Annotated in this window: 23 protein-coding genes; 13 read left to right on the forward strand and 10 right to left on the reverse strand. The window is 52.6% G+C overall.

What is annotated here, in order from left to right:
• Nucleotides 1-6 precede the first annotated feature (6 nt).
• The gene (locus H6585_10725) at nt 7-297 is read right to left on the reverse strand and encodes a hypothetical protein (protein MCB9448806.1); all 291 of its coding nucleotides are present in this window, start codon (nt 295-297) and stop codon (nt 7-9) included.
• A 177-nt stretch (nt 298-474) separates the two neighbouring features.
• Between H6585_10725 and H6585_10730 the strand changes: the two genes are divergently transcribed.
• Nucleotides 475-3,504 (forward strand): serine hydrolase, encoded by a 3,030-nt coding sequence (locus H6585_10730; protein MCB9448807.1) that lies wholly within the window; start codon nt 475-477, stop codon nt 3,502-3,504.
• Nucleotides 3,505-3,543: 39 nt separating this feature from the next.
• A complete protein-coding gene (gene bshA / locus H6585_10735; protein ID MCB9448808.1) occupies nt 3,544-4,686 on the forward strand; it encodes an N-acetyl-alpha-D-glucosaminyl L-malate synthase BshA in 1,143 nt (380 codons plus the stop codon).
• Between the two features lie 2 nt (nt 4,687-4,688).
• Here the strand turns inward: bshA and H6585_10740 are convergent, their stop codons facing one another.
• Together H6585_10740 and H6585_10745 are read right to left on the reverse strand one after the other, a co-directional pair.
• A complete protein-coding gene (locus H6585_10740; GenBank protein MCB9448809.1) occupies nt 4,689-5,042 on the reverse strand; it encodes a translation initiation factor in 354 nt (117 codons plus the stop codon).
• Between the two features lie 52 nt (nt 5,043-5,094).
• Nucleotides 5,095-6,987, reverse strand: a complete 1,893-nt coding sequence (locus H6585_10745) for a sulfatase-like hydrolase/transferase (GenBank protein MCB9448810.1) — start codon at nt 6,985-6,987, stop codon at nt 5,095-5,097.
• Between the two features lie 154 nt (nt 6,988-7,141).
• On the opposite strand from H6585_10745, the gene H6585_10750 reads away from it, so the two are divergent.
• From H6585_10750 to H6585_10775, 6 genes are all read left to right on the forward strand, one after another.
• On the forward strand, nt 7,142-8,035 hold the full coding sequence (locus H6585_10750; protein MCB9448811.1) for a hypothetical protein: 894 nt from the start codon (nt 7,142-7,144) through the stop codon (nt 8,033-8,035).
• Nucleotides 8,036-8,168: 133 nt separating this feature from the next.
• The gene (locus H6585_10755) at nt 8,169-9,092 is read left to right on the forward strand and encodes a hypothetical protein (GenBank protein MCB9448812.1); all 924 of its coding nucleotides are present in this window, start codon (nt 8,169-8,171) and stop codon (nt 9,090-9,092) included.
• 117 nt (nt 9,093-9,209) lie between these two features.
• A complete protein-coding gene (locus tag H6585_10760) occupies nt 9,210-9,455 on the forward strand; it encodes a hypothetical protein (GenBank protein MCB9448813.1) in 246 nt (81 codons plus the stop codon).
• 112 nt (nt 9,456-9,567) lie between these two features.
• The gene (locus H6585_10765; protein ID MCB9448814.1) at nt 9,568-11,547 is read left to right on the forward strand and encodes a dehydrogenase; all 1,980 of its coding nucleotides are present in this window, start codon (nt 9,568-9,570) and stop codon (nt 11,545-11,547) included.
• Nucleotides 11,548-11,586: 39 nt separating this feature from the next.
• A complete protein-coding gene (locus H6585_10770; GenBank protein ID MCB9448815.1) occupies nt 11,587-12,312 on the forward strand; it encodes a toxin-antitoxin system YwqK family antitoxin in 726 nt (241 codons plus the stop codon).
• The gene (locus H6585_10775) at nt 12,290-13,147 is read left to right on the forward strand and encodes an aminotransferase class IV (protein ID MCB9448816.1); all 858 of its coding nucleotides are present in this window, start codon (nt 12,290-12,292) and stop codon (nt 13,145-13,147) included. The genes H6585_10770 and H6585_10775 overlap by 23 nt, the downstream gene beginning before the upstream one ends.
• On the opposite strand, the gene H6585_10780 is transcribed toward H6585_10775, so the two are convergent.
• Nucleotides 13,137-13,397, reverse strand: coding sequence for a hypothetical protein (locus H6585_10780; protein MCB9448817.1), 261 nt, complete (start codon nt 13,395-13,397; stop codon nt 13,137-13,139). The genes H6585_10775 and H6585_10780 overlap by 11 nt on opposite strands.
• Before the next feature lie 151 nt (nt 13,398-13,548).
• Between H6585_10780 and radC the strand changes: the two genes are divergently transcribed.
• From radC to H6585_10805, 5 genes are read left to right on the forward strand one after another with little or no spacing between them, the layout of a single operon-like run.
• Nucleotides 13,549-14,256, forward strand: coding sequence for a DNA repair protein RadC (gene radC, locus H6585_10785; GenBank protein ID MCB9448818.1), 708 nt, complete (start codon nt 13,549-13,551; stop codon nt 14,254-14,256).
• Nucleotides 14,257-14,268: 12 nt separating this feature from the next.
• The gene (gene wecB / locus H6585_10790) at nt 14,269-15,432 is read left to right on the forward strand and encodes a UDP-N-acetylglucosamine 2-epimerase (non-hydrolyzing) (protein ID MCB9448819.1); all 1,164 of its coding nucleotides are present in this window, start codon (nt 14,269-14,271) and stop codon (nt 15,430-15,432) included.
• The gene (locus H6585_10795; protein MCB9448820.1) at nt 15,429-16,736 is read left to right on the forward strand and encodes a polysaccharide deacetylase family protein; all 1,308 of its coding nucleotides are present in this window, start codon (nt 15,429-15,431) and stop codon (nt 16,734-16,736) included. The genes wecB and H6585_10795 overlap by 4 nt, the downstream gene beginning before the upstream one ends.
• Nucleotides 16,733-17,653: a GNAT family N-acetyltransferase gene (locus tag H6585_10800; protein MCB9448821.1), complete on the forward strand. Its 921-nt coding sequence runs from the start codon at nt 16,733-16,735 to the stop codon at nt 17,651-17,653. The genes H6585_10795 and H6585_10800 overlap by 4 nt, the downstream gene beginning before the upstream one ends.
• The gene (locus tag H6585_10805) at nt 17,653-18,108 is read left to right on the forward strand and encodes a hypothetical protein (GenBank protein MCB9448822.1); all 456 of its coding nucleotides are present in this window, start codon (nt 17,653-17,655) and stop codon (nt 18,106-18,108) included. Before H6585_10800 ends, H6585_10805 begins: the two co-directional genes overlap by 1 nt.
• A 28-nt stretch (nt 18,109-18,136) precedes the next feature.
• Here the strand turns inward: H6585_10805 and H6585_10810 are convergent, their stop codons facing one another.
• The 6 genes from H6585_10810 to H6585_10835 form a co-directional block, all read right to left on the reverse strand.
• On the reverse strand, nt 18,137-18,376 hold the full coding sequence (locus H6585_10810; GenBank protein ID MCB9448823.1) for a hypothetical protein: 240 nt from the start codon (nt 18,374-18,376) through the stop codon (nt 18,137-18,139).
• Nucleotides 18,377-18,428: 52 nt separating this feature from the next.
• The gene (locus H6585_10815) at nt 18,429-19,091 is read right to left on the reverse strand and encodes a phosphatidylserine decarboxylase family protein (GenBank protein ID MCB9448824.1); all 663 of its coding nucleotides are present in this window, start codon (nt 19,089-19,091) and stop codon (nt 18,429-18,431) included.
• Nucleotides 19,092-19,155: 64 nt separating this feature from the next.
• The gene (locus H6585_10820; GenBank protein MCB9448825.1) at nt 19,156-19,959 is read right to left on the reverse strand and encodes a phosphatidate cytidylyltransferase; all 804 of its coding nucleotides are present in this window, start codon (nt 19,957-19,959) and stop codon (nt 19,156-19,158) included.
• Nucleotides 19,956-20,165: a DUF2007 domain-containing protein gene (locus H6585_10825; GenBank protein MCB9448826.1), complete on the reverse strand. Its 210-nt coding sequence runs from the start codon at nt 20,163-20,165 to the stop codon at nt 19,956-19,958. The genes H6585_10820 and H6585_10825 overlap by 4 nt, the downstream gene beginning before the upstream one ends.
• 3 nt (nt 20,166-20,168) lie before the next feature.
• Nucleotides 20,169-20,816: an LUD domain-containing protein gene (locus tag H6585_10830; GenBank protein ID MCB9448827.1), complete on the reverse strand. Its 648-nt coding sequence runs from the start codon at nt 20,814-20,816 to the stop codon at nt 20,169-20,171.
• 6 nt (nt 20,817-20,822) lie between these two features.
• Nucleotides 20,823-22,952 carry an ATP-dependent zinc metalloprotease FtsH gene (locus H6585_10835; protein ID MCB9448828.1) on the reverse strand — a complete coding sequence of 710 codons (2,130 nt, stop codon included), beginning with the start codon at nt 22,950-22,952 and terminating at the stop codon, nt 20,823-20,825.
• Nucleotides 22,953-22,977: the final 25 nt, after the last annotated feature.

A 22,977-nucleotide genomic window follows, 5' to 3' on the forward strand; every position in this document is an offset into this window, starting at 1 on the left:
GACCGGTTAAAGCTTTAGGTAAAGGTATACAATGAGGACCAGCAGCGCCAGGATGATGATCAATCTGCGGTTGGCCAGTTGGGATTGCCTTGAAGCATGCGCTTCAAATGAAAAGCGTTGATCGGAGAGCCGCGGCGGCGGGGTTGTCTGCGTGCTTTTCTCTTGGGCCGACGCTGCTTCTCTTTCAGCCACGCGGATGGTTTTCTCTACCCGCTCTTTCCGCTCATCGTAATACCGCGGTTCATAATTGAACTGCCTCGGTTTACGCGTTTTGAACATGCCGGATAGTATTCCCATGAAATCTGCCGTTTAGACAAAGGTACAAGTTCCTGAGAAAAATGGGGGCATCAGCGGTTGTAACTGCATGCGGCCTTTCCCTGGCAACGATGCGGGGTGAACTAACACCTCCTCGCTCATAACTCATGCCATCGGGAGCGTTGTGGCCTGTCAATTATTTGTACTTTCGAAGTTGAAATGCTTAGGAAACGCTTCCGGAACCGACCCAGCCTGCGCGGATTGATCTATCTCACCGCTGCCGCCTTGGTGGGCATGCCGCTCCAGGCCGATATGAAGCATTTGCCGGATGATCCTTCCCCCGAAGAGAATACCTTGCCCCCGTTCCTGTGTTGCGAAAACCCTTGGGTGGATAGCGTGATGACCGTTCTGACCCCGGATGAAAGGATCGGTCAGCTGTTCATGGTGGCTGCGTATTCCAACCAGGGCGAAAAGCACGAAGAAAACATTTTGTCACTGATCCGCGATCAACACATCGGTGGGTTGATTTTCATGCAGGGTGGTCCCGTGCGTCAGGCGGGATTAACCAACCGTTACCAGGCGGCTTCCAGGATTCCCCTGATGATGGCCATGGATGCGGAATGGGGATTGGCCATGCGGCTCGATAGCACCGTGCAGTATCCCCGGCAAATGGCCCTTGGCGCCATGCAGGGAGATGACATGGTGGAAAGAATGGGTGCAGATATCGCCAGGCAGATGCAGCGCCTGGGTGTGCAAATCAGTTTTTCTCCCGTGGTGGATGTCAACAGCAACCCTGCGAACCCCGTAATCGGGAGCAGGTCATTCGGTGAGAGCAAGGAAAATGTGGCGCGCAAAGGACTTGCTTATATGCGTGGACTGCAGAACGGGCATGTGCTGGCCAATGCCAAACATTTTCCCGGCCACGGAGATACCGACAAAGATTCCCACCTCGCATTGCCGGTTGTGAAACACAGCAGAGCCCGGCTGGATCAGATCGAGCTGTACCCGTTCAAAACCCTGATCGATGCCGGTGTGGGAAGCATCATGGTGGCTCACCTGCACGTACCCGTTCTGGATTCCGCCAAGAACCGTGCGACGACCTTGTCACATGCCGTGGTCACCGACCTCCTCAAAAAACAAATGAATTTCCGTGGCCTCGTGTTCACCGATGCGCTGGGCATGAAAGGTGTAGCCGACTTCAATGCACCCGGTGAGGTGGATGTGAAAGCCCTGCTGGCCGGAAACGATGTGTTGCTGTTTTCCGCAGACGTGCCCAAAGCCATTGAGGGAATCAAAAAAGCGATTGCAGATGGGAAGATCACCCAGAATGAGGTGGATGAACGTTGCCGCCGCATCCTGATGTTCAAGCATTGGGCGGGGCTGGCAAATTGGAAGCCGGTGGATGTCAATCATCTCTATGAAGACCTGAATGACCCTTCCTACGATTTCGCCCAGGCACGCATCGCCGAGGAAGCCATCACGCTGGTGAAAAATGACATGCGCTTGGTACCCCTGATGCAACCGGATACACTCAAAATGGCATCTCTGGCCATTGGTGCCGGAGAAGACAACCCTTTCCAAACCACCATGAAATTGTATGGTGCGGTGGATTGTTTCCAGGCGGGCAACAAATTGAAGGACGATGAAATTAAAAAGTGGGTCAACAAGCTGTCGACATATGAATGTGTGGTGTTGAGTGTGCACAATACATCCCACCGCCCGTCATCCAATTTCGGAGTGACCACCACCACGCAAAAACTGGTGGAGCAACTTGAAGGCAAAACCAAGGTGATCCTGCAACTGTTCGCCAACCCGTACGTGCTGGGAAAGATCCCGTCACTCGCCAAAGCCAATGTCATTGCGGTGGGGTACGAAGAAGGGGAGTGGTTACAAAAAATGAGTGCGGAAGCTTTGTGGGGCGCCATTCCTTTCAAGGGCAAACTTCCGGTGACCGCTGCTGTTGCTTATCCCGCAGGTTACGGCATCGAAACAAAATCACTCAACCGCCTCAGGTATACCGTTCCCGAAGATGCGGGCATCAAAGGCTCTACCTTGCAAAGAATAGATGACCTGGTCAGGGAAGCGATTGACGCCGGGGCATTCCCCGGTTGTCAGGTGCTGGCTGCACGCAACGGATCGGTTTTCTTTTACAAGACCTACGGATACCACACCTATGATAAGAAAGATCCCGTGCTGCCAACGGATATATATGACCTGGCCTCCATCACCAAAGTGGCTGCTTCCACCGCAGCCATCATGTATTGGGTGGATCGCGGCAAGATCAACGTAGATGATACCCTGGGTGCCTACCTGGATTTTCCTCCCGGATGCAACAAGGGAGGCATCGTAATCCGTGACCTGCTCACCCATCAGGCCGGACTTCCCGCCTGGATCCCGTTCTGGAAGGAAACCATGAGCGGAAGAACGCCTTCAACCGATTGGTACCACAAGGTGGGAAACAGCCGCTACCCGCTGCGTGTGATCAAAGGCATGTATGCCCGTGCCGATTTGCCCGACACCATGTACGCCAGGATCAATGCAGCATCTCTGTCTGGCGAGAAAAAGTACCTCTACAGCGACCTGGGGTACTACTACATGAAAAAGATTGTAGAGAAACTGGCAGGTTGTCCATTGGACCATTTTGTGGATTCTGTATTCTACAAACCGATGTCGCTCCCGGCCATCTCATTCAAACCTTTTGAGAAATTCCCTGAAGACCGGATCCCTCCCACGGAAAACGATGTGCTGTTCAGGCAGCAGTTGGTTCAGGGAGAAGTGCATGATCCGGGTGCTGCCATGCTCGGTGGTGTGGGTGGTCATGCCGGCCTGTTTGCCAATGCCGCGTGCCTTGCTGCCATGATGCAGATGTTTCTGAACAAGGGTACCTACGGTGGCAGAAGATACCTGTCGGAAGCCACCCTGAACGAGTTCACGAAATGCCAGTTCTGCATAGAGAACAACCGGCGTGGGATCGGTTTTGATAAACCCGACCCCGACCCCAACAAAGGAGGTTCCGCCTGCAAATGTGCATCGTACCTGAGCTTCGGTCATTCAGGCTTTACAGGTACATTGGCGTGGGCCGATCCGGAGAACGGCTTGCTATACGTGTTCCTGTCGAACCGCGTATACCCGGATGCGGAAAACAAGAAATTACTCTCCATGAATGTACGCACCAACATCCAGGAGGTACTATACGATGCGTTGGTGGACCTGAATCCTTCCACAAAAAAAAATGCGGCCAAACCATAAGCCGCATGCCCGGAAGATCATGAAGGAAAAAAACAAAGTATGAAGATCGGAATCGTATGTTATCCCACCTTTGGTGGAAGCGGTGTTGTAGCAACCGAACTGGGCAAGGCCCTGGCCGCCCGCAACCACGAGGTGCATTTCATATCCTACAGCCAACCGGTGAAACTGGATATATTCAACCGGAACCTGCATTACCATGAAGTGCGCATTCAGGATTACCCGCTCTTCGATTACACCCCCTACGAACTTGCGCTGACCAGCAAACTGGTGGATGTAACCAAGTATGCCGGCCTTGATTTGCTGCATGTGCATTATGCCATTCCACACGCATCTGCTGCATACATGGCCAAGCAGATTCTGGCAAGCTACGGCATTCGTTCACCTTATGTAACCACTTTGCACGGAACGGATATTACATTGGTGGGAAGAGACCAATCTTATGAACCGGTGATTACATTCGCCATCAACCAATCCGACCGGGTAACCGCTGTTTCCGAATACCTCAGGAAAGCAACGTGTGATTACTTTGATATCAACCGGGAGATTGATGTGATTCCCAATTTCATCTGCCCCGACGAATATGCCGGTCCGCCTTCCGCAGACCTGCGCCGCCAGTTTGCTCCCAACGGGGAAAAGCTGCTGATCCATACCAGTAACTTCAGGCCGGTCAAACGGGTGGAGGATGTGGTTGAAGTGTTCGCACGCGTCAGAAAAGTTCGTTCCGACGTTCGGCTGCTCCTTGTTGGCGATGGTCCGAACAAGGTGGGGGTTGAAAAACTATGCCGGGATCTGAACATATGTGAGCACGTGGAAATGCTCGGTAAATTGAAAGATGTGGAGCCGTTGCTACAGATCAGTGACATGTTCCTGCTTACCTCGGAATATGAAAGTTTCGGACTGGCGGCATTGGAGGCGATGGCTGCCGGCGTTCCGGTGGTGTCATCCAACACCGGCGGCATACCGGAGGTCAATGAAGAGGGAGTGTCGGGTTTCCTGTGTAATGTGGGAGATGTGGATGCCATGGCGGCCAGGGTACTCGAGGCATTCGGAGATGAATCGTTGTTAAAGAAACTCCAGGCAGGTGCCAGGAAACGGGCGGAAATGTTTGACATCCGGACGGTGCTGCCCCTCTATGAAAACCTGTACCGGGAAGTTGTCAGCGCAAAGGTGGAGGCGCACTGACCTCAGCCTCCGACGCGTTTTACCTTGAATCCCTTTTCCTGCAGGAAGGCCAGGATCCGGTCGCGGAACATCCCCTGGATAAAGATTTCTCCATCTTTTACCGTGCCCCCTGTGGCCAGTTTTGATTTCAGTTCACGGGCCAGGTTCTGAAGGGCTTCGTCACTTCCTTCAAATCCTTTGATAAGCGTGCCCGGTTTTCCGGCCCGGTGCTTCTTTTCAAAATGCACGGTGAGCAATTGGTCGGAAGGTGCAACCTCTTCCTGTTCCTCGTCTTCTCCCATGCGGTTCACCGCATCCGGATCGGTGGAATATACGAGTTGGCTGAAGTCGTTGAGGGTCTTCTTTTTCTTGTTCATGCGATACGTGTGCTGTCGGTAATGATAAAGGTATGAATCGTTGCCGGCCGGATCAAGGCTTCCGGTAGATCATTTCGTTGTAAAGCAGGTTGTGGTTGTATTGCTGGACAATGGCCTGCGTGGTTTTCTGAATATACGGCAGCTCGGTGGATTTCGGTTCCAGGATGTTTCGGGTTTGCAGCGGATCTTTTTGCAGATCATACAAGCCCACACTTCCCTCTGTGGTCATCTGGTAAATGTATTTGTCGGTGATCAACTGATACACCCCATTCAGGAAGGTGATGGCGCAATCGGGTATCCGGGGTGAAAATACGCTGTTGCCGAATGCCACATACGGTTGATCGTATCCGATGTAATCCAGGATGCTGGGCATAATATCCACCTGTTGTGCGATGCCCTTCCGTATCTGGGGGAGCGAATCGGTCGGGTGGAAGAACAGAATCGGTATTCTGAACTTGCCTGTGCTGGTTGACCCCGTCGGTGTTAGCTCCATGCCCGTATGATCTGCAGTGATCACGAACAACGTGTGCTGATAAAACGGGTAGGTTTTGAGCCTGTTGAACAATGCCCGCAACGCATGATCGGTATAGGCGATGGCCGGCAAAACAGGAAATTCGGAAGCGGGAGGGGAATACCCGTTGTCGTCGGGAACAACGAATGGGTGGTGGGAGGAGATGGAAAACAGCGTGGTGAAAAAAGGCTCGGGGTAGGTGGCCAGGGTTCGGGCGAAGAAAGGAAAGAACAGGTGATCGGGGATGCCCCAGTGTCCGTCGTAATCATCGGCCACAGGGTATTCCGAACGTCCCAGGTAATGATCTACGCCTGCCAGGGCGCAGAAATCATCGAAGCCCATGGTGCCGTTGGTGCCGCCATGAAAGAAGGAGGTGTGGTATCCCTTCTTTTTCAATAGGTGCGGCAGGGCATCCATGGCATTCCCGGAAAAGGGGGAAAGGAGATAGGGGTCGTTCATCAGGTTGGGTATGCCGCTGAGGATGGCAGGCACTCCCTCGATGGACTTCTTGGCGTTGGCTATGCCGGCAGGATAGGACCTTCCGAGCTGCATCAGGGAATCCAGGAACGGGGTGAACCCCTGGAGGCTTCCATACCCGGTGTATTCAGCAGAGAAACTTTCCAGGATGATGATGCAAATGTTGTCGGGTTTAAACGCCTTGGCCGCAGGTTGATGAATGATCGGGTATACCTGTTCGGCTTCCACCTCATCCATAAAGTGCAGCTCTTCGATGGGTGCCGCCCCCATCGTCTTTAAGATGCAGAATGGGGTGTTCAGTACGTAGGGTGTATGCTCCGGACTGGCATACCGGCCCGCGGTTACCAGATGGATCGGACGTTCCTGGAACCCTCCCCGGATACCGATGACCACGAGGGCGTTGGTTGTTAGGAAGAGGATGCCGGCGGCCACATAATTCATGCGCCCCGGAAGCATCAGGACCTGCCGTGTGTTGCGCAGCCAAAGCCGGTCGAGCCACCAGGCGGCCAGGGTGATGAGCACGGTGAGCGTGGGAATGTACCAGAAGTCAGACACAAACCGGGGAATCAGGTTGATCACGTCATTTCCTGTTCCGGCGAGGAGGAACAGGTCGGCGGTGGACCGCTTGCCGGTGAATTTGAAGTATTCGCTGTCGATCAGGTTGAAAAGAGCAGCAGCAAAGATACCGGCGACAAAAAGTACGTGCGAGGTATTCCTGAACAGACGTTTGCGAACGAAAGGGAAAGGCAACAGAGAAAATATCAGCGCCGGCCAGCACAACATGGCCAGGGCAGAAGCATCGAAACGCAGGCCGGAAAGCCAGATCTGCAGCCAGTCGTACCCGCTCATGTGCACCGGATTCAGGGCGATGAAAACCAGCCTTGTGAGCAACAGGCATCCGAGCACCGCCAACATACGTCTGAAAGTAAGCCGAATCAGTGCAATTTCACGAAACATGTAGGCAAAGCTACCAAATTCCTAAGCGAATTAATCCTGGCTTTATGCATAGGTTTGTAATATTCTGGCCTTCTTTTTAACTTCGCTCACCGTTTGTTTTTGGCACGCAAATTGTCTGAGTGGACGGTAATAACTACAAACCAAACCTAAGAAAATGAAAAAGCTGACAAAACTGATGTTGTTCCTGATGGCCGGTGCATCTACGGTCTTCGTAAGTTGTAACAAGGATGACGATGAGAATACCGACAAATCTCCCACCATCAACTTCGTGGGTGGATCCGGATATGTTGATGCCAACGTGCAACTGACCGTGAACGATGCTTTCAAAGTGGGTATCACCGCATCTTCAAACGCAACCAGCAGCACCAAGCTGGTAAGCTTCAAGGTGGTTCGTACCGCCAACAATACGCCTGTAACCGTGCTGGATTCAACCATCAGCACAAAAACGTTCGGAACCTGGACCGGTAACTTCACTGCCCAGAGCACTGCTACCACCGAAAACTGGACGTTCACTGTTACTGACGCCGACGGCGAATCTGCAACTGCAACATTCACCATCCAAACCGTAGCTGCAGGTCCTATTTCCACTTACACCGCAAAGCAGGCAGGTGCCCAATCCAACTCTACACTGGGTAGCTTCATTGATCTGACCGGCGGTAACATTTACCTTTCTTCGGCTGCGGTCACCAACCAGGCGAATGTAGATGCCGTTTATTTCAACGGTGCTGGCAATGCCACCATCGGTTCGGTAACAGACAGCGAAGCCAAAGGCATTTTCTCTACGCTTCCCTTCACTACCACCAACAACCAAACTACATTTGTAGACCTGACTTCAAGCATGTCTACAAGCCAGTTCGATGCCATCACAGACGATTCAGGTATCCTGAATGCTTTGGGCACGCCGACTGCTACACAGATTTCAGGTCTTGCCGTTAACAGCATCGTTGGATTCAAAACTGCCGATGGAAAATACGGTCTTGTGAAAGTAACTGCCCTTACCGCCGGTAACACAGGCAGCATGACCTGCACCATCAAGGTTCAGCAATAACATATCATTCCACGGAATGGGAAAGAGGCTCCATTCCGGAGCCTCTTTTTTTTGGTGCAATTGCTGTCCCTGTAACTTTTGGTATATTAATTGTTTTGCTGATCCGTCGAAACAATGAATCAAACTGATCAAAATGAAAAAACTTACCCTGGGTATTTTATTTTCCTTGGCTTGCGTATGCGCTGTTTTCTTGGGTTGCGGAAAGAAGAATGTTGACAAATCTCCCGGCATCAGTTTTGTGAACGGAGCCGGATATGTTGCTTCCGATGTGCAGTTGACTGCAAAGGATACCTTCCGGGTGGGTATCACGGCATCTTCGAGTACCACAAGCGGCGCAGAGTTGGTGAAATTCACCGTGGTCCGTGTGTTCCATTCAGCGGTAACCGTGCTGGATTCAATCATCAATGCCAAGTCATTCGGACCCTGGACGGGTACATTCATTGCTAATAGCAACGTAGGCAGTGAAGAGTGGAGGTTCTTCGTTACCGATGCAGATGGAGAAACGGCATCGAAGATTATGACCATTCAAACTACGGAGCGCCCCATTGCAACTTACACCGACATAAAGGCTGATGCGCAATTGCCGTCAACCCATACGGTAGGCAGCATTCTCGACCTGACCGCCGGTGTCGTGTTCCCTTCGTCGACTGCAACCTATGATGATTCCCCGGCGGTGAATGTGCAGGCACTGTATTTCAATGGTTCGGGCAATGCCACCATCGGCTCGCTGGACGACAGCGAAACCGGAGATGTTTTCAATACGTTCCGAAATTCTTTCAGAAGTGACACAATCAAACTGGTTTATTACGACCTGCAAAACCTCCGTTTCAAAGACCTTTCCTCCGGCATGTCTACCGGTGCGTTCGATGCCGTTGCAGACAATGCCGGAATTGCAGATGCGGTGGGTACACCTTTGGCCGTTAAGGTTGCTAATCTGGCCGTCAACAGCATCATCGGGTTTAAAACCAGCGACGATGTCTACGGCCTGCTGAAAGTAACCGACTTGGTTCCGGGTGACTCAGGCAGTATCACCTACACCGTCAAGGTGCAGCAATAACATTGCATACCCTGGAATGGGAAAGAGGCTTCACATCGGAGCCTCTTTTTTTCTTGCCATTTGGAAATCCCATACTTTGATATAATTTTGTTCACCTAAACCAAACCCCGTATCTTCATGAAGAAGCTAGTTGGTATTATGATGGTGTCAGGAATGGCATTGTTGGCTGCATGTGGAGGCCAAAGCGAAGAAGAAAAAGCAGCACAGGAACAGGCAAGGCTAGACTCGATCGCACAGGCCGAGCAAGCCAACCAGGAAGCCGAAATGGCCGCCGAACAACATCGCATTGATTCCCTGGCGCAGATCGCCGCGGATACCACCAAAGTGGACAGCACCGCTACTAACGGTACCAAGACCGAGTAACGACTTGAAAACTGATCATGAAAGGGTGGCCAGAAGGTCACCCTTTTTTTATGGATGTGCATGTGCACATCCTTTTTGATATTTTTGCTCCGGTGTCTTAAGTAAACCCTGCATGAAATTCGAACGAAGGAAATACAGCAACCGGCAGCTGACCGATTTGTACCGGGCACTGCTGACCCCAAGGCTGATCGAGGAGAAAATGCTGGTACTCCTGCGGCAGGGGAGAATCTCAAAGTGGTTCTCCGGGATCGGACAGGAAGCCATTTCCGTGGGCGCCACCCTGGCATTGGACGACGATGAGTTCATCCTGCCCATGCACCGCAACCTGGGCGTGTTCACCGGCCGCAATGTACCGCTCGAACGCCTGTTCGCCCAGTTCCAGGGCAAAGCATCCGGCTTTACCAAAGGCCGCGACCGCTCGTTCCATTTCGGTTCCATGGAACACCACATCATAGGGATGATCAGCCACCTCGGACCCCAGCTCGGTATTGCCGATGGCATAGCCCTGGCACATAAGCTGAACAAAGAACCAAAAGTAACCGCCGTGTTCACCGGCGACGGTGCCACCAGCGAAGGCGACTTTCACGAAGCACTGAACGTAGCCGCCGTATGGGACCTGCCCGTTTTGTTTGTGATCGAGAACAACGGGTACGGACTTTCAACTCCATCCCGCGAACAGTTCCGCTGTGAGTATATGATTGATAAAGCCAAAGGATACGGCATGGAGGCAGTGCAGATCGATGGCAACAACATCCTCGAAGTATATTATACCTTCCGGCAACTGGCCCGATCCGTCAGAAAGAACCCCCGCCCTGTTATGGTGGAATGCCTCACCTTTCGCATGCGCGGGCACGAAGAAGCTTCAGGTACCAAATATGTTCCCACCGAACTGATGGACCATTGGGCAAAAAAAGACCCCCTGGTCAATTACGAATCCTACCTGCTCGAAGAAGGTGTGATCACCAAACAGGAGCAACAACAGATTCGCGACGAGATTAAATCCGCGATTCAGGCCGCATTGGATATCGCCTTTGCCGAACCCGCTATTGAAGCCCATACTGCTGAGGAAGTCGCTGATGTATATCAAGACCATACACCGGTATTGCCATCTGTACCATCCGGTCAGGTCCGTGATTTACGTTTTGTAGATGCCGTGAGCGAAGGCCTCCGTCAATCCATGGAAACCTTCCCGAACCTGGTGATCATGGGGCAGGATGTGGCAGAGTACGGAGGTGTTTTTAAAGTCACCGAAGGCTTTACCGATGCATTCGGCCGCGACAGGGTGCGCAACACCCCGCTATGTGAAAGTGCCATCGTGGGTGCGGCACTCGGACTTTCCATGCATGGATACAAGGCCATAGTGGAAATGCAGTTTGCAGATTTTGTGACCTGTGGCTTCAACCAAATTGTGAACAACCTGGCCAAGCTCCATTACCGCTGGGGAAGGTTTGCCGATGTGGTGGTGCGCATGCCCACCGGGGCAGGCGTCTCCGCAGGCCCATTCCATTCCCAATCCAATGAAGCCTGGTTCACACATACACCCGGACTCAAAGTCGTGTACCCGGCCTTCCCCGAAGATGCCAAGGGGTTGCTCATAGCCGCCATCGAAGATCCGAACCCGGTGATGTTTTTTGAACACAAAGCCCTCTACAGAAGTGTAACGGGGCCGGTGCATGATGACTGCTTCGCCATGGAACTCGGCAAGGCCAGGTGTGTGAGGGAAGGAGAAGATATCACCATTGTTACCTACGGTTTCGGGGTGCACTGGGCCCTCGAAGTGCTCGACCGCCACCCGGAAATATCCGCCGACCTGATTGATCTGAGAACCCTGGTGCCTCTGGATACGGATACCCTTCTTGAAAGCGTAAGGAAAACCGGAAAGGCCATCGTGTTGCATGAAGATACGCTGACCGGCGGGTTTGGTGGCGAAATAGCATCCCTGATCACCGAGCGTGCATTTGAATCGCTGGATGGCCCGGTTGTGCGCTGCGGGTCGTTGGATACCCCGATACCCTTTACATCTTCCCTGGAAACGAACTTTCTTCCTATGGAAAGATTTGAATCGAAGTTGCTGGAGCTTTGGTCATACTGACCGCAAAAGACATGTGAAAAATAACCTATCTTGTTGGGGATGATCCTGAAGAAGCCGGGTAAGAAGGAAGAAGCATTGTGGATTGGTTTCTACATGCTGCCATTCGTAGCATTGATCGCTCCGAACAACCGGTCTGTTCCTTTCGGTCTTCTGCTGGGCACGTTGAGCGGCCTGCTGGCGATTCTGGTTTTCCTGCTTGTCAGGCGCCACAAGAGGTGGGTGCGTTGGGTCACCCAGGCGGGCTGCATCCTGCTGGCGGTTGCGGTGAATTCCATCTACCAGAAAGAGGTTGTTTACAGGTTGAACAACAGGCTGGACGAGAAATACTACCGGAGCGGACAAATCAGGTCAAGGGTTCGCATAGTGGATGGACAGCGGCAGGGTGTATGGATGTCATGGCACGAGAACGGGTTCCTGGAAGAAAGGGGATATTTTATTCACGATCAACCGGCGGGCAAATGGCTGTATTACTTTGACAACGGACGCCGGGAACAGGAAGGAGTGTATGTAAACGGTGTAAAAACAGGCATCTGGCGATGGTGGTACCAGAATGGCGGATTCAGGGCCCGCATGCACTACCTGAACGACAAGCTGTACGGAAGCTGGGTGTATTGGCACGAGAACGGCAACATCGCTGAGTTCGGCGACTTCAGGAACAACTATGAGTTGGGTAAATGGCTCTACCAGGACGAGCAGAAAGACATCGGAAGGATCCGGTGGTTTAACAAAGGCAAATTAACAGATGAGCTTATCTTCAGACAATAGGTGGGTGGCGCACCGCGGACAAATCACACCGCTCGCGTCCTGTTTGATACCGGTCAACGACCTTGCCATCATGCGTGGCTACGGTATGTTCGATTATTTCAGAACCTATAACGGGCATCCGTTTCATATGCCCGATCATCTCAACCGCTTCGAGCATTCTGCGGCGCAGCTTGGATTGTCTACCACCATGCCCCGTGAAGAACTGCAGGCAACCATCGAACAACTGCTGAAAGCACAACCTCTTCGGGATGCGGGCATACGTCTGCTGCTCACAGGCGGGTATTCTGCAGACAGCATGACATCTGAGTCTCCCAACCTGTTCGTGTTGTCGGAGCCGCTGCCGGTATTTAACTCCCAACAGTTTGCCGAAGGTGTACACCTGATGCTTTCGGCATTCGACCGGGAACTTCCCCAGGTGAAAACCATCAACTACCTGCAAAGCATCCGCCTGCTTCCGGAACGGAAAAAGAACAACCAGTATGAGGTGCTATACCACGGTAAGTCAGGCGTGACGGAGGCTTCCAGAAGCAATTTCTTCCTGGTGAAAAACGGAACGGTACGAACCACCGGTGAAAACGTATTGTTGGGTATCACCAGAAAAGTGGTGCTGGGTCTGGCCGGGAAACTGGGTATTCCGGTGGTGCAGGAACGAGTGGAGGTAGATGCGTTGTATGATGCCGATGAGGCGTTTCTGACCGGAACCAACACGAAGGTCATGCCGGTGGTGAAGGTGGGCGAACAAACGATCGGGAACGGACAACCCGGGGAAGTAACGCGGGCATTGATGGATGCATTCAACGCCTACACCGAACAATGGGGAACAATCAGGCCCTGAGTTCTTCAAGCACTTCGCCGCCCACCAGTTCCGACAGGTCAAGGCGATAGCGCAGTTCTTCCAGGGCAGCCGTTCCTTTTACCGGACGCGAACGGAGATAATGACGGAAGTCCCCCGGACTGCTGAAGAAGTACTCCCGCTCTCCCCTGAGGTTCTTATCTTCCCAGATCACACCGTATACCTCCTTGCCGGATTTCAGCTTAAACCGGCACACCCGATACATATAATAAGCAAGTTCCTGGCTCGTCATGGCGCTGAGTTTTTCTTTGGCATGATTACGACCTCATCCTTTCCAGGGTTAAAAAAAGCGGGTCATACTTTTCAACATTTTTTTCACAAAGGTGCCGGACCTCCTTTCGGCAAAGGCCATCATTCAACCAATCCTGCTATCTTTGTTTGTAATGGAACCAGTAACGCATTTGCGATCTTCACGCATTCTCGACCTGCCTTCCCAGGACCGGCCGAGAGAAAAGATGCGATCCAAAGGCGCACGGTCCCTTTCCGATTCCGAACTACTTGCCATCCTGCTCAGGTCGGGAAATGCCGATCGTTCTGCCGTTGACCTTTCCCGGGATATCCTGCAAGCCGTTAACCACAACCTGTCAGCCCTCTCGCGGCTTACCCTGGGTGACTTATGCAAGTTCAAAGGCATGGGAGAAGCCAAGGCCATGTCGGTACTTGCCGCCCTGGAGTTGGGTCGCCGGCGCCGGGCAACCGAGGTCACCCGCGATGCGGGAATAGGTTCCAGCAGCGATGCATTCGCATACATCGGCCCACACCTCGAAGATTTGCAGCATGAAGAATTCTGGGTGATTCTCATGAACAGGGCCAACCGGGTGATCGGTTTGTTTCCAGTGAGCAGCGGCGGCATCACCGGCACCGTTGCCGACCCCAGGGTCATTTTCAGGCTTGCCCTGGAACACCATGCGTGCGGCATGATTCTCTGTCATAACCACCCCTCGGGCCAATTGAAGCCCAGCGATGCCGATAAGGCACTCACCCGTAAATTGTGTGAGGCCGGACACAACCTCGAAATCCAGGTGCTCGATCACCTTATCGTAGGTACGGACGGATATTATAGCTTTGCAGACGAAGGCATGCTGCCTTAGCCATCATACGATATGCTCAAGTTACTGACCGTTGTAGGTGCCCGTCCGCAGATCATCAAAGCGTCTGCAATCAGTCGCGTGATCGCAACGCAATACGGCGACGATATGCGTGATATCATGTTGCATACCGGGCAACATTATGATGCGGATATGTCAGAGATCTTCTTTCGTGAACTGGGCATGCCCGAACCCGCATACAATCTCCAGGTGGGTTCGTCTTCCCATGCACGGCAAACCGCCCGCATGATGGAAGGAATAGAGGAGGTGCTGATCACCGAGAAACCCGACATCCTGCTGGTGTACGGTGATACCAACTCCACACTGGCAGGTGCACTTGCCGCCACCAAGCTGAAAGTACCTGTTGCGCATGTGGAGGCCGGACTGCGATCTTTTAGAAAAAGCATGCCCGAAGAAATCAACCGCATCCTCACCGACCAGGTGTCTTCCTATTTGTTCTGCCCCACCGATACGGCCATCGGCAACCTGGCTAAGGAGGGCTTTCCCGCGCCGGGAGCCAAAGGGCCTTACAGTGCCGACTTACCGGCCGTATGCAAAGGCGGAGATGTGATGTTTGACAACGTGCTGCACTTCTCATCAGGTGCCAACCAGGCAAACGAAGCTTTTTTCAACGACCTGGATATAATACCCGGGGAGTACATACTTGCCACCGTTCATCGCGACAACAACACCAATCATCCCCACAGGCTGAATGCCATCATCAAGGCCCTGCTCGGTATCGTCGAAGATGAGAAACGCACCGTGCTGCTGCCCGTTCATCCGCGCATGCGAAAAGCCATTGAAGATCACCTGGCACCGGCGCTGGGGAAAGCATTGAAATCGCAACCGGGGCTGCGGATCGTGCCGCCTGTCGGGTACCTGGACATGATTCGCCTGGAGGCGCATGCACGGTTGATCATGACCGATTCCGGCGGACTTCAGAAAGAAGCTTTCTTCTTCCGCAAACCATGCGTGGTTCTTCGGCGTGAAACCGAATGGGTGGAACTGGTGGCCTGTGGTAACAGCAAACTTGCCGATGCCGATGAAGAAGCGATCAGGATGGCATATGAAGAAATGATCCAATACCAGGGTGCTGAATTCCCGGACATCTTCGGTAACGGACATGCCGCCGAATTCATTTGCCAGTTTCTTACCGACAATCCTCCGGCAACATCATGATACTCGTCTACTGTGAAAAGATAAGTCCGCGACTCGTCTATTCCGCGCGCACGCTGCTTTCTGTGCTGGATGAGGAGGTGAGCTTTACTTCTTCCATTGAAGAAGCAAAGGAGCATACCGGCCCCCGCATCTGGTATTGCCAACTGCAGGTGGCGGAGGGTGTGCACGTTTATCCGGCAGGGCTTCTGACCGACCGTGGTATCAACGACATAACGGTGCCGGTGATGAAATGGAAACATACGCAGGCCCTGTTCCCGTCTCCGCATCATGCCGGTTTTCCGTTCGATGTGTTTTCTGCGGCGTTTTACATGTTGTCCAGGTACGAAGAATACCTGCCTCACCGGAGTGATGAACATGCCCGGTTCGAGGCGAAGGAATCGCTGGCGTTCACCCATGAATTCCTCGAAGAACCCGTGGTGGATTACTGGGCCATTGCCCTGGCCGAAGAACTGACACAACATTACCCGTATCTCAACCGGGCCGATCGCCGATACACCTATCGTTCCACCATCGATATAGACAATGCATTTGCCTACCGTGAAAAAGGAATGATGCGCACGCTGGGTGGTTATGCACGGTCTTTGGTGAAGTTCAGGCTCAGCGAGGTGATGCTCCGCACACGTGTGTTGGTTGGCAAGCAACGCGACCCCTATGATACCTATGATCAGTTGCGCGCCATTCATACCCAATACGGCATCCGCCCCACCTGGTTCTTTCTTTTGGCGGATTATGGAGTGAACGACAAGAACGTTCCTTTTCACAACCGCAAGTTCCAGTCACTCATTAAACTCCTGGCCGATTACGGTGATGCCGGCATTCATCCGTCCTTCGGATCGGCCAGGGATCCCCGCAAGCTGGCCACGGAGATCGAAAGACTTTCAGGCATCCTGAACAGGGAGATCATCCGCTCCAGGCAACATTTCCTGAAACTGGAATTCCCGAAAACATACCGCCAATTGATCCTGCATGACGTCCGCGAAGACCATACCCTGGGCTTTGCTTCAAGGATCGGTTTCCGCGCCGGTACCTGTCACCCGTACCTGTTTTATGACCTTGAGCGGGAAGAGACAACCGATCTGACCATCGTGCCGTTCCAGGTGATGGATGCCACCTTGCGGTACTACATGAAAGTGGAACCCTCCGAGGTGATCGCACGCATCCGGCCTGTTATTGACCGGGTGAGAGAGGTGAAGGGGTGTTTCGTGAGCCTTTGGCACAACGAGTCACTCAGTGAAAATGCCATATGGAAAGGATGGAATGGCGTGTACGAGGAGGTGGTGCGTGAAGCTTCCAAAACCGGGTGAAAAACTTCAGGACCATACCGCATGACCGGATTGACCGGGCAACCTGGGATCACTGTGTGATGCAGGATCCCAACGGATTGCCGTATGCGCAAAGCTGGTTTCTGGATGTGGTTGCGCCCGAATGGAGCGGATTGGTGTACGGCGATTACGAATTGGTTTTTCCGCTCACCTGCAGAAAAAAGTGGGGCATGACCTATATGATGCAGCCTCCGTTTACTCAGCAGTTGGGATGGTTCGGGCATGCAGGTGCGGAGGTCACAACGAAAGACATCCTGTCTGCCTTGCCCGGCGATATCCGGTTGATCGTGTACAACCTGCACCAGGGCATTGCTGAAGTACCGGGAACGGAAGTTCGTTGGAACCGGAATGTATGCCTGGATCTCTCCTCCGAAACAGATGACATCCGTAAAGGGTATTCCACCAACCTGAAAAGAAACCTGAAGCGCGCTGCCAATGGTGGTATAGTGATACAGGATGGGAATGACCTTGAGCCGGTGATCCGGATGTTCAGGGAGAACAGGGGCAAAGACCTGGCGGGGTTGAATGATGCCATATATGATGTGCTGAGAAATATTTACAGGTCAGCCAGGGACAACGCAGGCGCAGATATCCTTTATGCTTTTGATCCGGAAGGTAGTTTGATGGGCGGGGTCATGTTTTTGCAATGGAAAGACCGAACCATCTTTTCATTTTCCGGTTTAAGTGAAGAAGGAAAGAAGCAAGGTGCGATGGCAGCCATTGTAGATGAGATGATCGGCCGTAAAGCGGGACGTGCAGGAAGCATGCTGGATTTTGAAGGCAGCAATGATGAAAACCTGGCCAGGTTCTATATGAGCTTCGGTTCGCAGGAAATGAAGTATGCAACGGTTCGTATCAATCGCCTGCCGTGGTATGTGAAGTGGTTAAAACGTGGGTGATGGATGAATGGTTGAAGATACTGCCGATCGTGTTGCTGAGTACTGTGAAGTTCGCTGTGGCGTTTCCTGTGGCATACGGTGCCGGACTTTCACCCTGGGCAATGTGGGCATCTACGGTCACCGGTGGTGGAGCAGGGGTGTTGTGTTTCGGCTTGATGAGCGAACGCATCAGCGAATGGTGGATACGCAGGATGCACAAACGCCATGAAAAACATCCCAAGCGAATTTTTACCCGTCGCAACCGCAACATTGTTCATGTTCTACGCCATTATGGTTTGCCCGGTATCGCGCTGCTGACACCGGTGTTATTCTCCATTCCCCTGGGTACCTTCCTGGCGTTCCGGTATTTTCACCACCAGCCGGCCAAGGTATTCCTGTACCTGCTTGCATCGGTGGTGTTGTGGTCGTCGGTGCTGTCGAACTTCGGCAGCGTGGTACATCTCATCGTACCATAAAAAAACCCCGCTTGTGCGGGGCTTCTGATCAGTTGTCTTTTTTATGACATTCTTCCTTCGACTTGCAACACTTCTTCTGTGCGTCTTTGGAACATTCCTTTGAACAATCTTTTGTACATTTTTTCTTCTTCTTGCTGTCTTTGTCCTTATCATCCTTGTCGTGATGCCAGGCAACGGTGGTGGCAGCCGCAGATGAAAGGGTCAGTGCCGAGGCGGAAAACGTGCCGGCCATCAGGGCCAGGGCAAGCGCTAAGGTGATCTTCTTCATAGGTGAATGTTTTAGGTATATGTTTTCAATTTACAACAACCGCGCCGATTTGTCAACCCCTGCCGGTCCAGGCGGCCAGCGGGCTTTGCTTTCCTTTGACCACATCCCCCAGCTTCACCTTGATGTCGGCATCCACAGGCACGAGGATATCAAGCCTTGAGCCGAACTTGATGAAGCCCATCTCTTCACCCTGGGTGGCCTTGGCGTTTTCTTTCGCATAGTATACGATGCGACGCGCCAGGGCACCCGCGATCTGCCTGAACAGGATTTCGCCGCCGTTTGCATGTTTTACCACGATGGTGGTGCGTTCATTTTCCGTGGATGATTTGGGATGCCATGCCACGAGGTATTTGCCCGGATGGTATTTGGTATAACTGACGGTGCCCGAAATGGGATACCAGTTGATATGCACATTCAACGGCGACATGAACACCGAAATCTGGATGCGTTTGCCCTTGAAATACTCCGGTTCCTCCACTTCCTCAATCACCACCACTTTGCCATCGCAGGGTGATAGCACCAGGGCGTCATCCGGTTTGGAAGCGCGGTCGGGAACCCGGAAGAAGTAAAGAATGATAAGCAGCACAATCACGGCGGCAACCGACAGCGGAACCGACAGGAACTCCGGCAGGAACCGGTGAAATACGAATACCAACAGTGCACACGCCATGGTGGCGATGAAAATAGTGGCTTTGCCTTCTCTGTGTAATTTCATGGGATCGGAATAGAATTCAAACCTAAGCAAAAAGATTTTTTGAAATAGTGTATACCGACTTCCTTCACATCAACAACCAAAGGGTCAGGTAAGCAGGTGCCGCAGAAAGCAACTGGCTGTCGAACCGGTCCAGGAGGCCTCCGTGGCCGGGCAGCAATCCGCCTGTGTCTTTTGCACCCACACTGCGCTTGATCACCGAAACCGACAAATCACCCAACGTACCGGTTACCATCACCACAGCTGCAAATGCTGCGCACTGCCACCACGCGGTTCCCTCGGGCATGAACGGGGTGGCAAAATAGGAAGCCGCAATGCCTGTCAGAAAACCTCCTGCGGCGCCTTCCCATGTTTTCTTAGGGGAAACCCGCTCCAGAAGTTTGTGCTTTCCGAAAAAGCGCCCTGACAGGTAGGCGAATGTGTCATAGATCCAGATGGTGGCAAAGTAAAACATGACAACACCGGCTTGGTACCGGTCGGATACCTGAAGTCCCATGATGCCGATCAATGCCATCGGTAACGCGATGTACAGCACAGCGAAAAACGTATGGGCGATGTCGTGATACGGTTTGGCTGACTTGTTGAATACCGTGTCTGCAATCCCGAAAAAGGGAAGGAGGAGGGTGGCGACAAGCAAGGTGGGGTCATGCATTTTTACACACATGAACGCCCCGGCTACGAGGGTAAGCCCCGTGAGTGTGCCCAGCAAACGCTTGGGCCTGGCATCGGTGGTGTTGATCATGCGGTAGTATTCCCACTGGCCACCGGCGGTGATCAGCATCACCAGGGCAAACAGCGACCACTCACTGTAAAGAATACCCGAGATCATCACCACCAGAAAGATGGCACCGGTAATCGCCCGCTGCATCATGGGGTGAGGTTTTTATTGATCAGGTGCTTGGCACGGATCACGTCGTCGGGGTGCACGAGGATCATGATTTCACCCAGCAAAGGGTAGGCGGAATCAATGCGGTTCATGGTCACCGCGGCAATTTCATTTTGTTCCAGGAGGTTCATCATCAGAACAGCCGCCTGGTTCTTTGTGGTTGTGAAAACGGAAACCCAGTTACGGTCCATGTATCAGGCGTTACCTGCATCCAATAAAAATACATAAATCTCTTTGGGGCCGTGGGCGCCGATGATCAATGTCTTTTCAATATCTGCGGTGCGACTGGGACCGGTGATCGCCGAGATCATGGAAGGCACCTGCTGGTCGTACTTTTTTCGCAATGCCTCCAGGCAGTCATCCATGTTGTAAAGCAATTGGTTTGAGGAGGCGATCACGATATGCGCCGGTGTGAACGCGGGCAGTTTGCGGCCGGATGACTTGGCCGAAGAAGTAACGATGGTGCCTGTACGTGCCACCAGGAATTCGCAGGTGGTGATACATGCTTCGATCTCATCGAACTTTTCCTTGTTGTCTATATAAGGCAGGTTCATTTTGTCCAACACCTCTTTCAGGTTTTGCTCAAAGCAATGGAAGTGATCCCATTTCTTCTCTTGCAAAATAGAACGAAGTCCGTCCGCCAAATCCTCCAGGGACTCGCAAAACTGGAACTGACCGCCTACGGCAACAAAGGCCTGGGCAAAGGTGATATCAAGGGTCTCCTGTTGAGCCGGGAACACATTGGTCTCGTAATCGAGGGATGTGTACGGACTGTCATTCTTTTGAATAAGCGCCTTTCGGATCTTCTTCAGGATCTTTTCTTTGGATGTGCTATCCTGCATGGTGGTTTACAGGTTCAGTTCAAACTGTTGCTGATCGCTGGACTTCTCATCATCCGGTCCGCTGGTTTCGGTGCTGGACGACGGACCGGCACCGGGGGTATGATGACCTGATGGTTGGATCGGTTCTGCCGGCGCCTGCGATGGGGCATTGACTTCCTGACCGTTCTTTACAAATGGCCGTTGACCGAAGATCACCTCCAGGTCTTCCTTGAAAATCACTTCTTCCTTCAATAGTTTTTCGGCCAGCAATACCAGCTTGTCTTTGTTTTTCAAAAGGATGTCTTTGGCTCTTTGGTATTGCGCTTCTACGATCTTGGACACTTCCTCGTCAATGATCTGTGCCGTTTGTTCGCTATAAGGTTTGGTGAGGGAATACTCACTTTGACCTGTGGAGTCGTAGTAGCTCAGGTTACCGATCCGGCTGTTCAGTCCGTATATCATCACCATGGCTTGCGCCTGCTTGGTGACTTTTTCCAGGTCGTTGAGCGCACCGGTTGAGATCTTGCCGAAGATCACTTCTTCTGCGGCTCTTCCGCCGAGGGTGGCACAAATCTCGTCGAGCATTTGTTCGGTGGTGGTGATCTGTCGCTCTTCGGGCAGGTACCATGCGGCACCCAGTGATTTGCCCCGCGGCACGATGGTGACTTTCACAAGCGGACTGGCATGTTCTACTAGCCAGCTCACGGTGGCGTGTCCGGATTCGTGGTAAGCGATCACTTTTTTCTCGTCCATCGTGATCACCTTGTTCTTCTTTTCCATGCCGCCGATGATGCGGTCCACAGCATCCAGAAATTCCTGCTTGCTCACGAAGGCCTTGTCTTTCCGTGCGGCGATCAGTGCGGCCTCGTTGCATATGTTGGCGATGTCGGCACCTGAGAACCCCGGTGTCTGGCGGGCGAGGAAAGAAATATCCACGGTGCTATCCAGTTTTTTGAGGTTTTTCAGATGTACCTTGAAAATGGCTTCACGCTCGTGCAAATCGGGAAGTTCAACATAGATGAGTCGGTCGAAGCGGCCGGGACGCAGCAATGCGCGGTCGAGTACGTCGGCGCGGTTGGTGGCGGCCAGGATGATGACGCCACTGTTGGTGCCGAAACCATCCATTTCGGTGAGGAGTTGGTTGAGGGTATTTTCCCTTTCATCATTGGCGCCTTGCGTCAGGCTTTTGCCGCGGGATCTTCCAATGGCATCGATTTCGTCGATGAACACGATACAGGGTGCTTTTTCCTTGGCTTGTTTAAACAGATCACGAACGCGGGACGCGCCCACACCCACGAACATTTCAACGAAGTCAGAACCCGAGAGCGAAAAGAACGGCACCTTGGCCTCGCCGGCAACGGCCTTTGCAATCAGGGTTTTACCTGTTCCGGGAGGGCCTACCAGCAGTGCGCCTTTGGGAATTTTACCACCCAGGTCGGTATACTTGGAAGGGTTCTTCAGGAAGTCAACGATCTCTTTGATTTCTACTTTGGCGCCTTCCAGTCCGGCCACATCATCAAATGTCACCGATACCTGCGTATTGCGATCGAACAGGGTTGCGCGGGACTTGCCGATGTTGAAGATCTGGCTGCCTCCCATGCTGCCGCCACTCATGCGGCGCATCAGGAAGACCCAGATGGCAACGAACAGGCCGAGCGGAAGAATCCAGGTCAGCATGCCGCCGAGCACATCCCTTCGGGTTTCATAGAATACATTGACTTTGTCTTCCGGGCTGAATTCTTTCTCGGCATCACGAAGGTCTTCACGAAAAATCTCTTCTTTCCCGATGTTGATCTCGTAGTGAGGCCCGGCATTCTCAAAGCTGCCCAGGGTCCGCTGACGCACGTCATCGTATGTGGCCTTCTTGAGGCTGTCTTTCTTGATGTACACCTCAGCCACTTCACCGTTGACCACCACGATCTTATCCACGTCGTGTTGTTGCAGCATTTCTTTGTTGAATTGCTGCCACGAGATGTTGTTGACCGTTTTGCTGTAACTGGTGAAAATGTGAATGGCAATGAAAATGAAAATGATGATGATGTAAACCCAATACAGGTTGAAACCGAATTTGGGTTTACGCGGCGGCCCGCCGGGGGTACCGCTGTCTTTCTCAGATTTGCGGTAGTTGCTGTTTGTATGATTGGTTTCTGTACTCATAAAATTTCAGGCAGTGAAATTGGGA

It is taken from the genome of Flavobacteriales bacterium (genome assembly GCA_020635855.1).
GTDB lineage: Bacteria > Bacteroidota > Bacteroidia > JACJYZ01 > JACJYZ01 > JACJYZ01.

What these genes read in the sequence shown, in the direction of transcription:
- H6585_10740 (MCB9448809.1), bottom strand. Translation starts at nt 5,042, where the DNA reads ATGAACAAGAAAAAGAAGACCCTCAACGACTTCAGCCAACTCGTATAT.
- H6585_10750 (MCB9448811.1), top strand. Translation starts at nt 7,142, where the DNA reads ATGAAAAAGCTGACAAAACTGATGTTGTTCCTGATGGCCGGTGCATCT.
- H6585_10830 (MCB9448827.1), bottom strand. Translation starts at nt 20,816, where the DNA reads ATGCAGGATAGCACATCCAAAGAAAAGATCCTGAAGAAGATCCGAAAG.
- H6585_10730 (MCB9448807.1), top strand. Translation starts at nt 475, where the DNA reads ATGCTTAGGAAACGCTTCCGGAACCGACCCAGCCTGCGCGGATTGATC.
- H6585_10810 (MCB9448823.1), bottom strand. Translation starts at nt 18,376, where the DNA reads ATGAAGAAGATCACCTTAGCGCTTGCCCTGGCCCTGATGGCCGGCACG.
- radC (MCB9448818.1), top strand. Translation starts at nt 13,549, where the DNA reads ATGGAACCAGTAACGCATTTGCGATCTTCACGCATTCTCGACCTGCCT.
- H6585_10770 (MCB9448815.1), top strand. Translation starts at nt 11,587, where the DNA reads ATGATCCTGAAGAAGCCGGGTAAGAAGGAAGAAGCATTGTGGATTGGT.
- H6585_10760 (MCB9448813.1), top strand. Translation starts at nt 9,210, where the DNA reads ATGAAGAAGCTAGTTGGTATTATGATGGTGTCAGGAATGGCATTGTTG.
- H6585_10825 (MCB9448826.1), bottom strand. Translation starts at nt 20,165, where the DNA reads ATGGACCGTAACTGGGTTTCCGTTTTCACAACCACAAAGAACCAGGCG.
- H6585_10765 (MCB9448814.1), top strand. Translation starts at nt 9,568, where the DNA reads ATGAAATTCGAACGAAGGAAATACAGCAACCGGCAGCTGACCGATTTG.
- H6585_10820 (MCB9448825.1), bottom strand. Translation starts at nt 19,959, where the DNA reads ATGATGCAGCGGGCGATTACCGGTGCCATCTTTCTGGTGGTGATGATC.
- H6585_10775 (MCB9448816.1), top strand. Translation starts at nt 12,290, where the DNA reads ATGAGCTTATCTTCAGACAATAGGTGGGTGGCGCACCGCGGACAAATC.
- H6585_10780 (MCB9448817.1), bottom strand. Translation starts at nt 13,397, where the DNA reads ATGACGAGCCAGGAACTTGCTTATTATATGTATCGGGTGTGCCGGTTT.
- wecB (MCB9448819.1), top strand. Translation starts at nt 14,269, where the DNA reads ATGCTCAAGTTACTGACCGTTGTAGGTGCCCGTCCGCAGATCATCAAA.
- H6585_10835 (MCB9448828.1), bottom strand. Translation starts at nt 22,952, where the DNA reads ATGAGTACAGAAACCAATCATACAAACAGCAACTACCGCAAATCTGAG.
- H6585_10745 (MCB9448810.1), bottom strand. Translation starts at nt 6,987, where the DNA reads ATGTTTCGTGAAATTGCACTGATTCGGCTTACTTTCAGACGTATGTTG.
- H6585_10805 (MCB9448822.1), top strand. Translation starts at nt 17,653, where the DNA reads ATGGATGAATGGTTGAAGATACTGCCGATCGTGTTGCTGAGTACTGTG.
- H6585_10725 (MCB9448806.1), bottom strand. Translation starts at nt 297, where the DNA reads ATGGGAATACTATCCGGCATGTTCAAAACGCGTAAACCGAGGCAGTTC.
- H6585_10755 (MCB9448812.1), top strand. Translation starts at nt 8,169, where the DNA reads ATGAAAAAACTTACCCTGGGTATTTTATTTTCCTTGGCTTGCGTATGC.
- bshA (MCB9448808.1), top strand. Translation starts at nt 3,544, where the DNA reads ATGAAGATCGGAATCGTATGTTATCCCACCTTTGGTGGAAGCGGTGTT.
- H6585_10815 (MCB9448824.1), bottom strand. Translation starts at nt 19,091, where the DNA reads ATGAAATTACACAGAGAAGGCAAAGCCACTATTTTCATCGCCACCATG.
- H6585_10795 (MCB9448820.1), top strand. Translation starts at nt 15,429, where the DNA reads ATGATACTCGTCTACTGTGAAAAGATAAGTCCGCGACTCGTCTATTCC.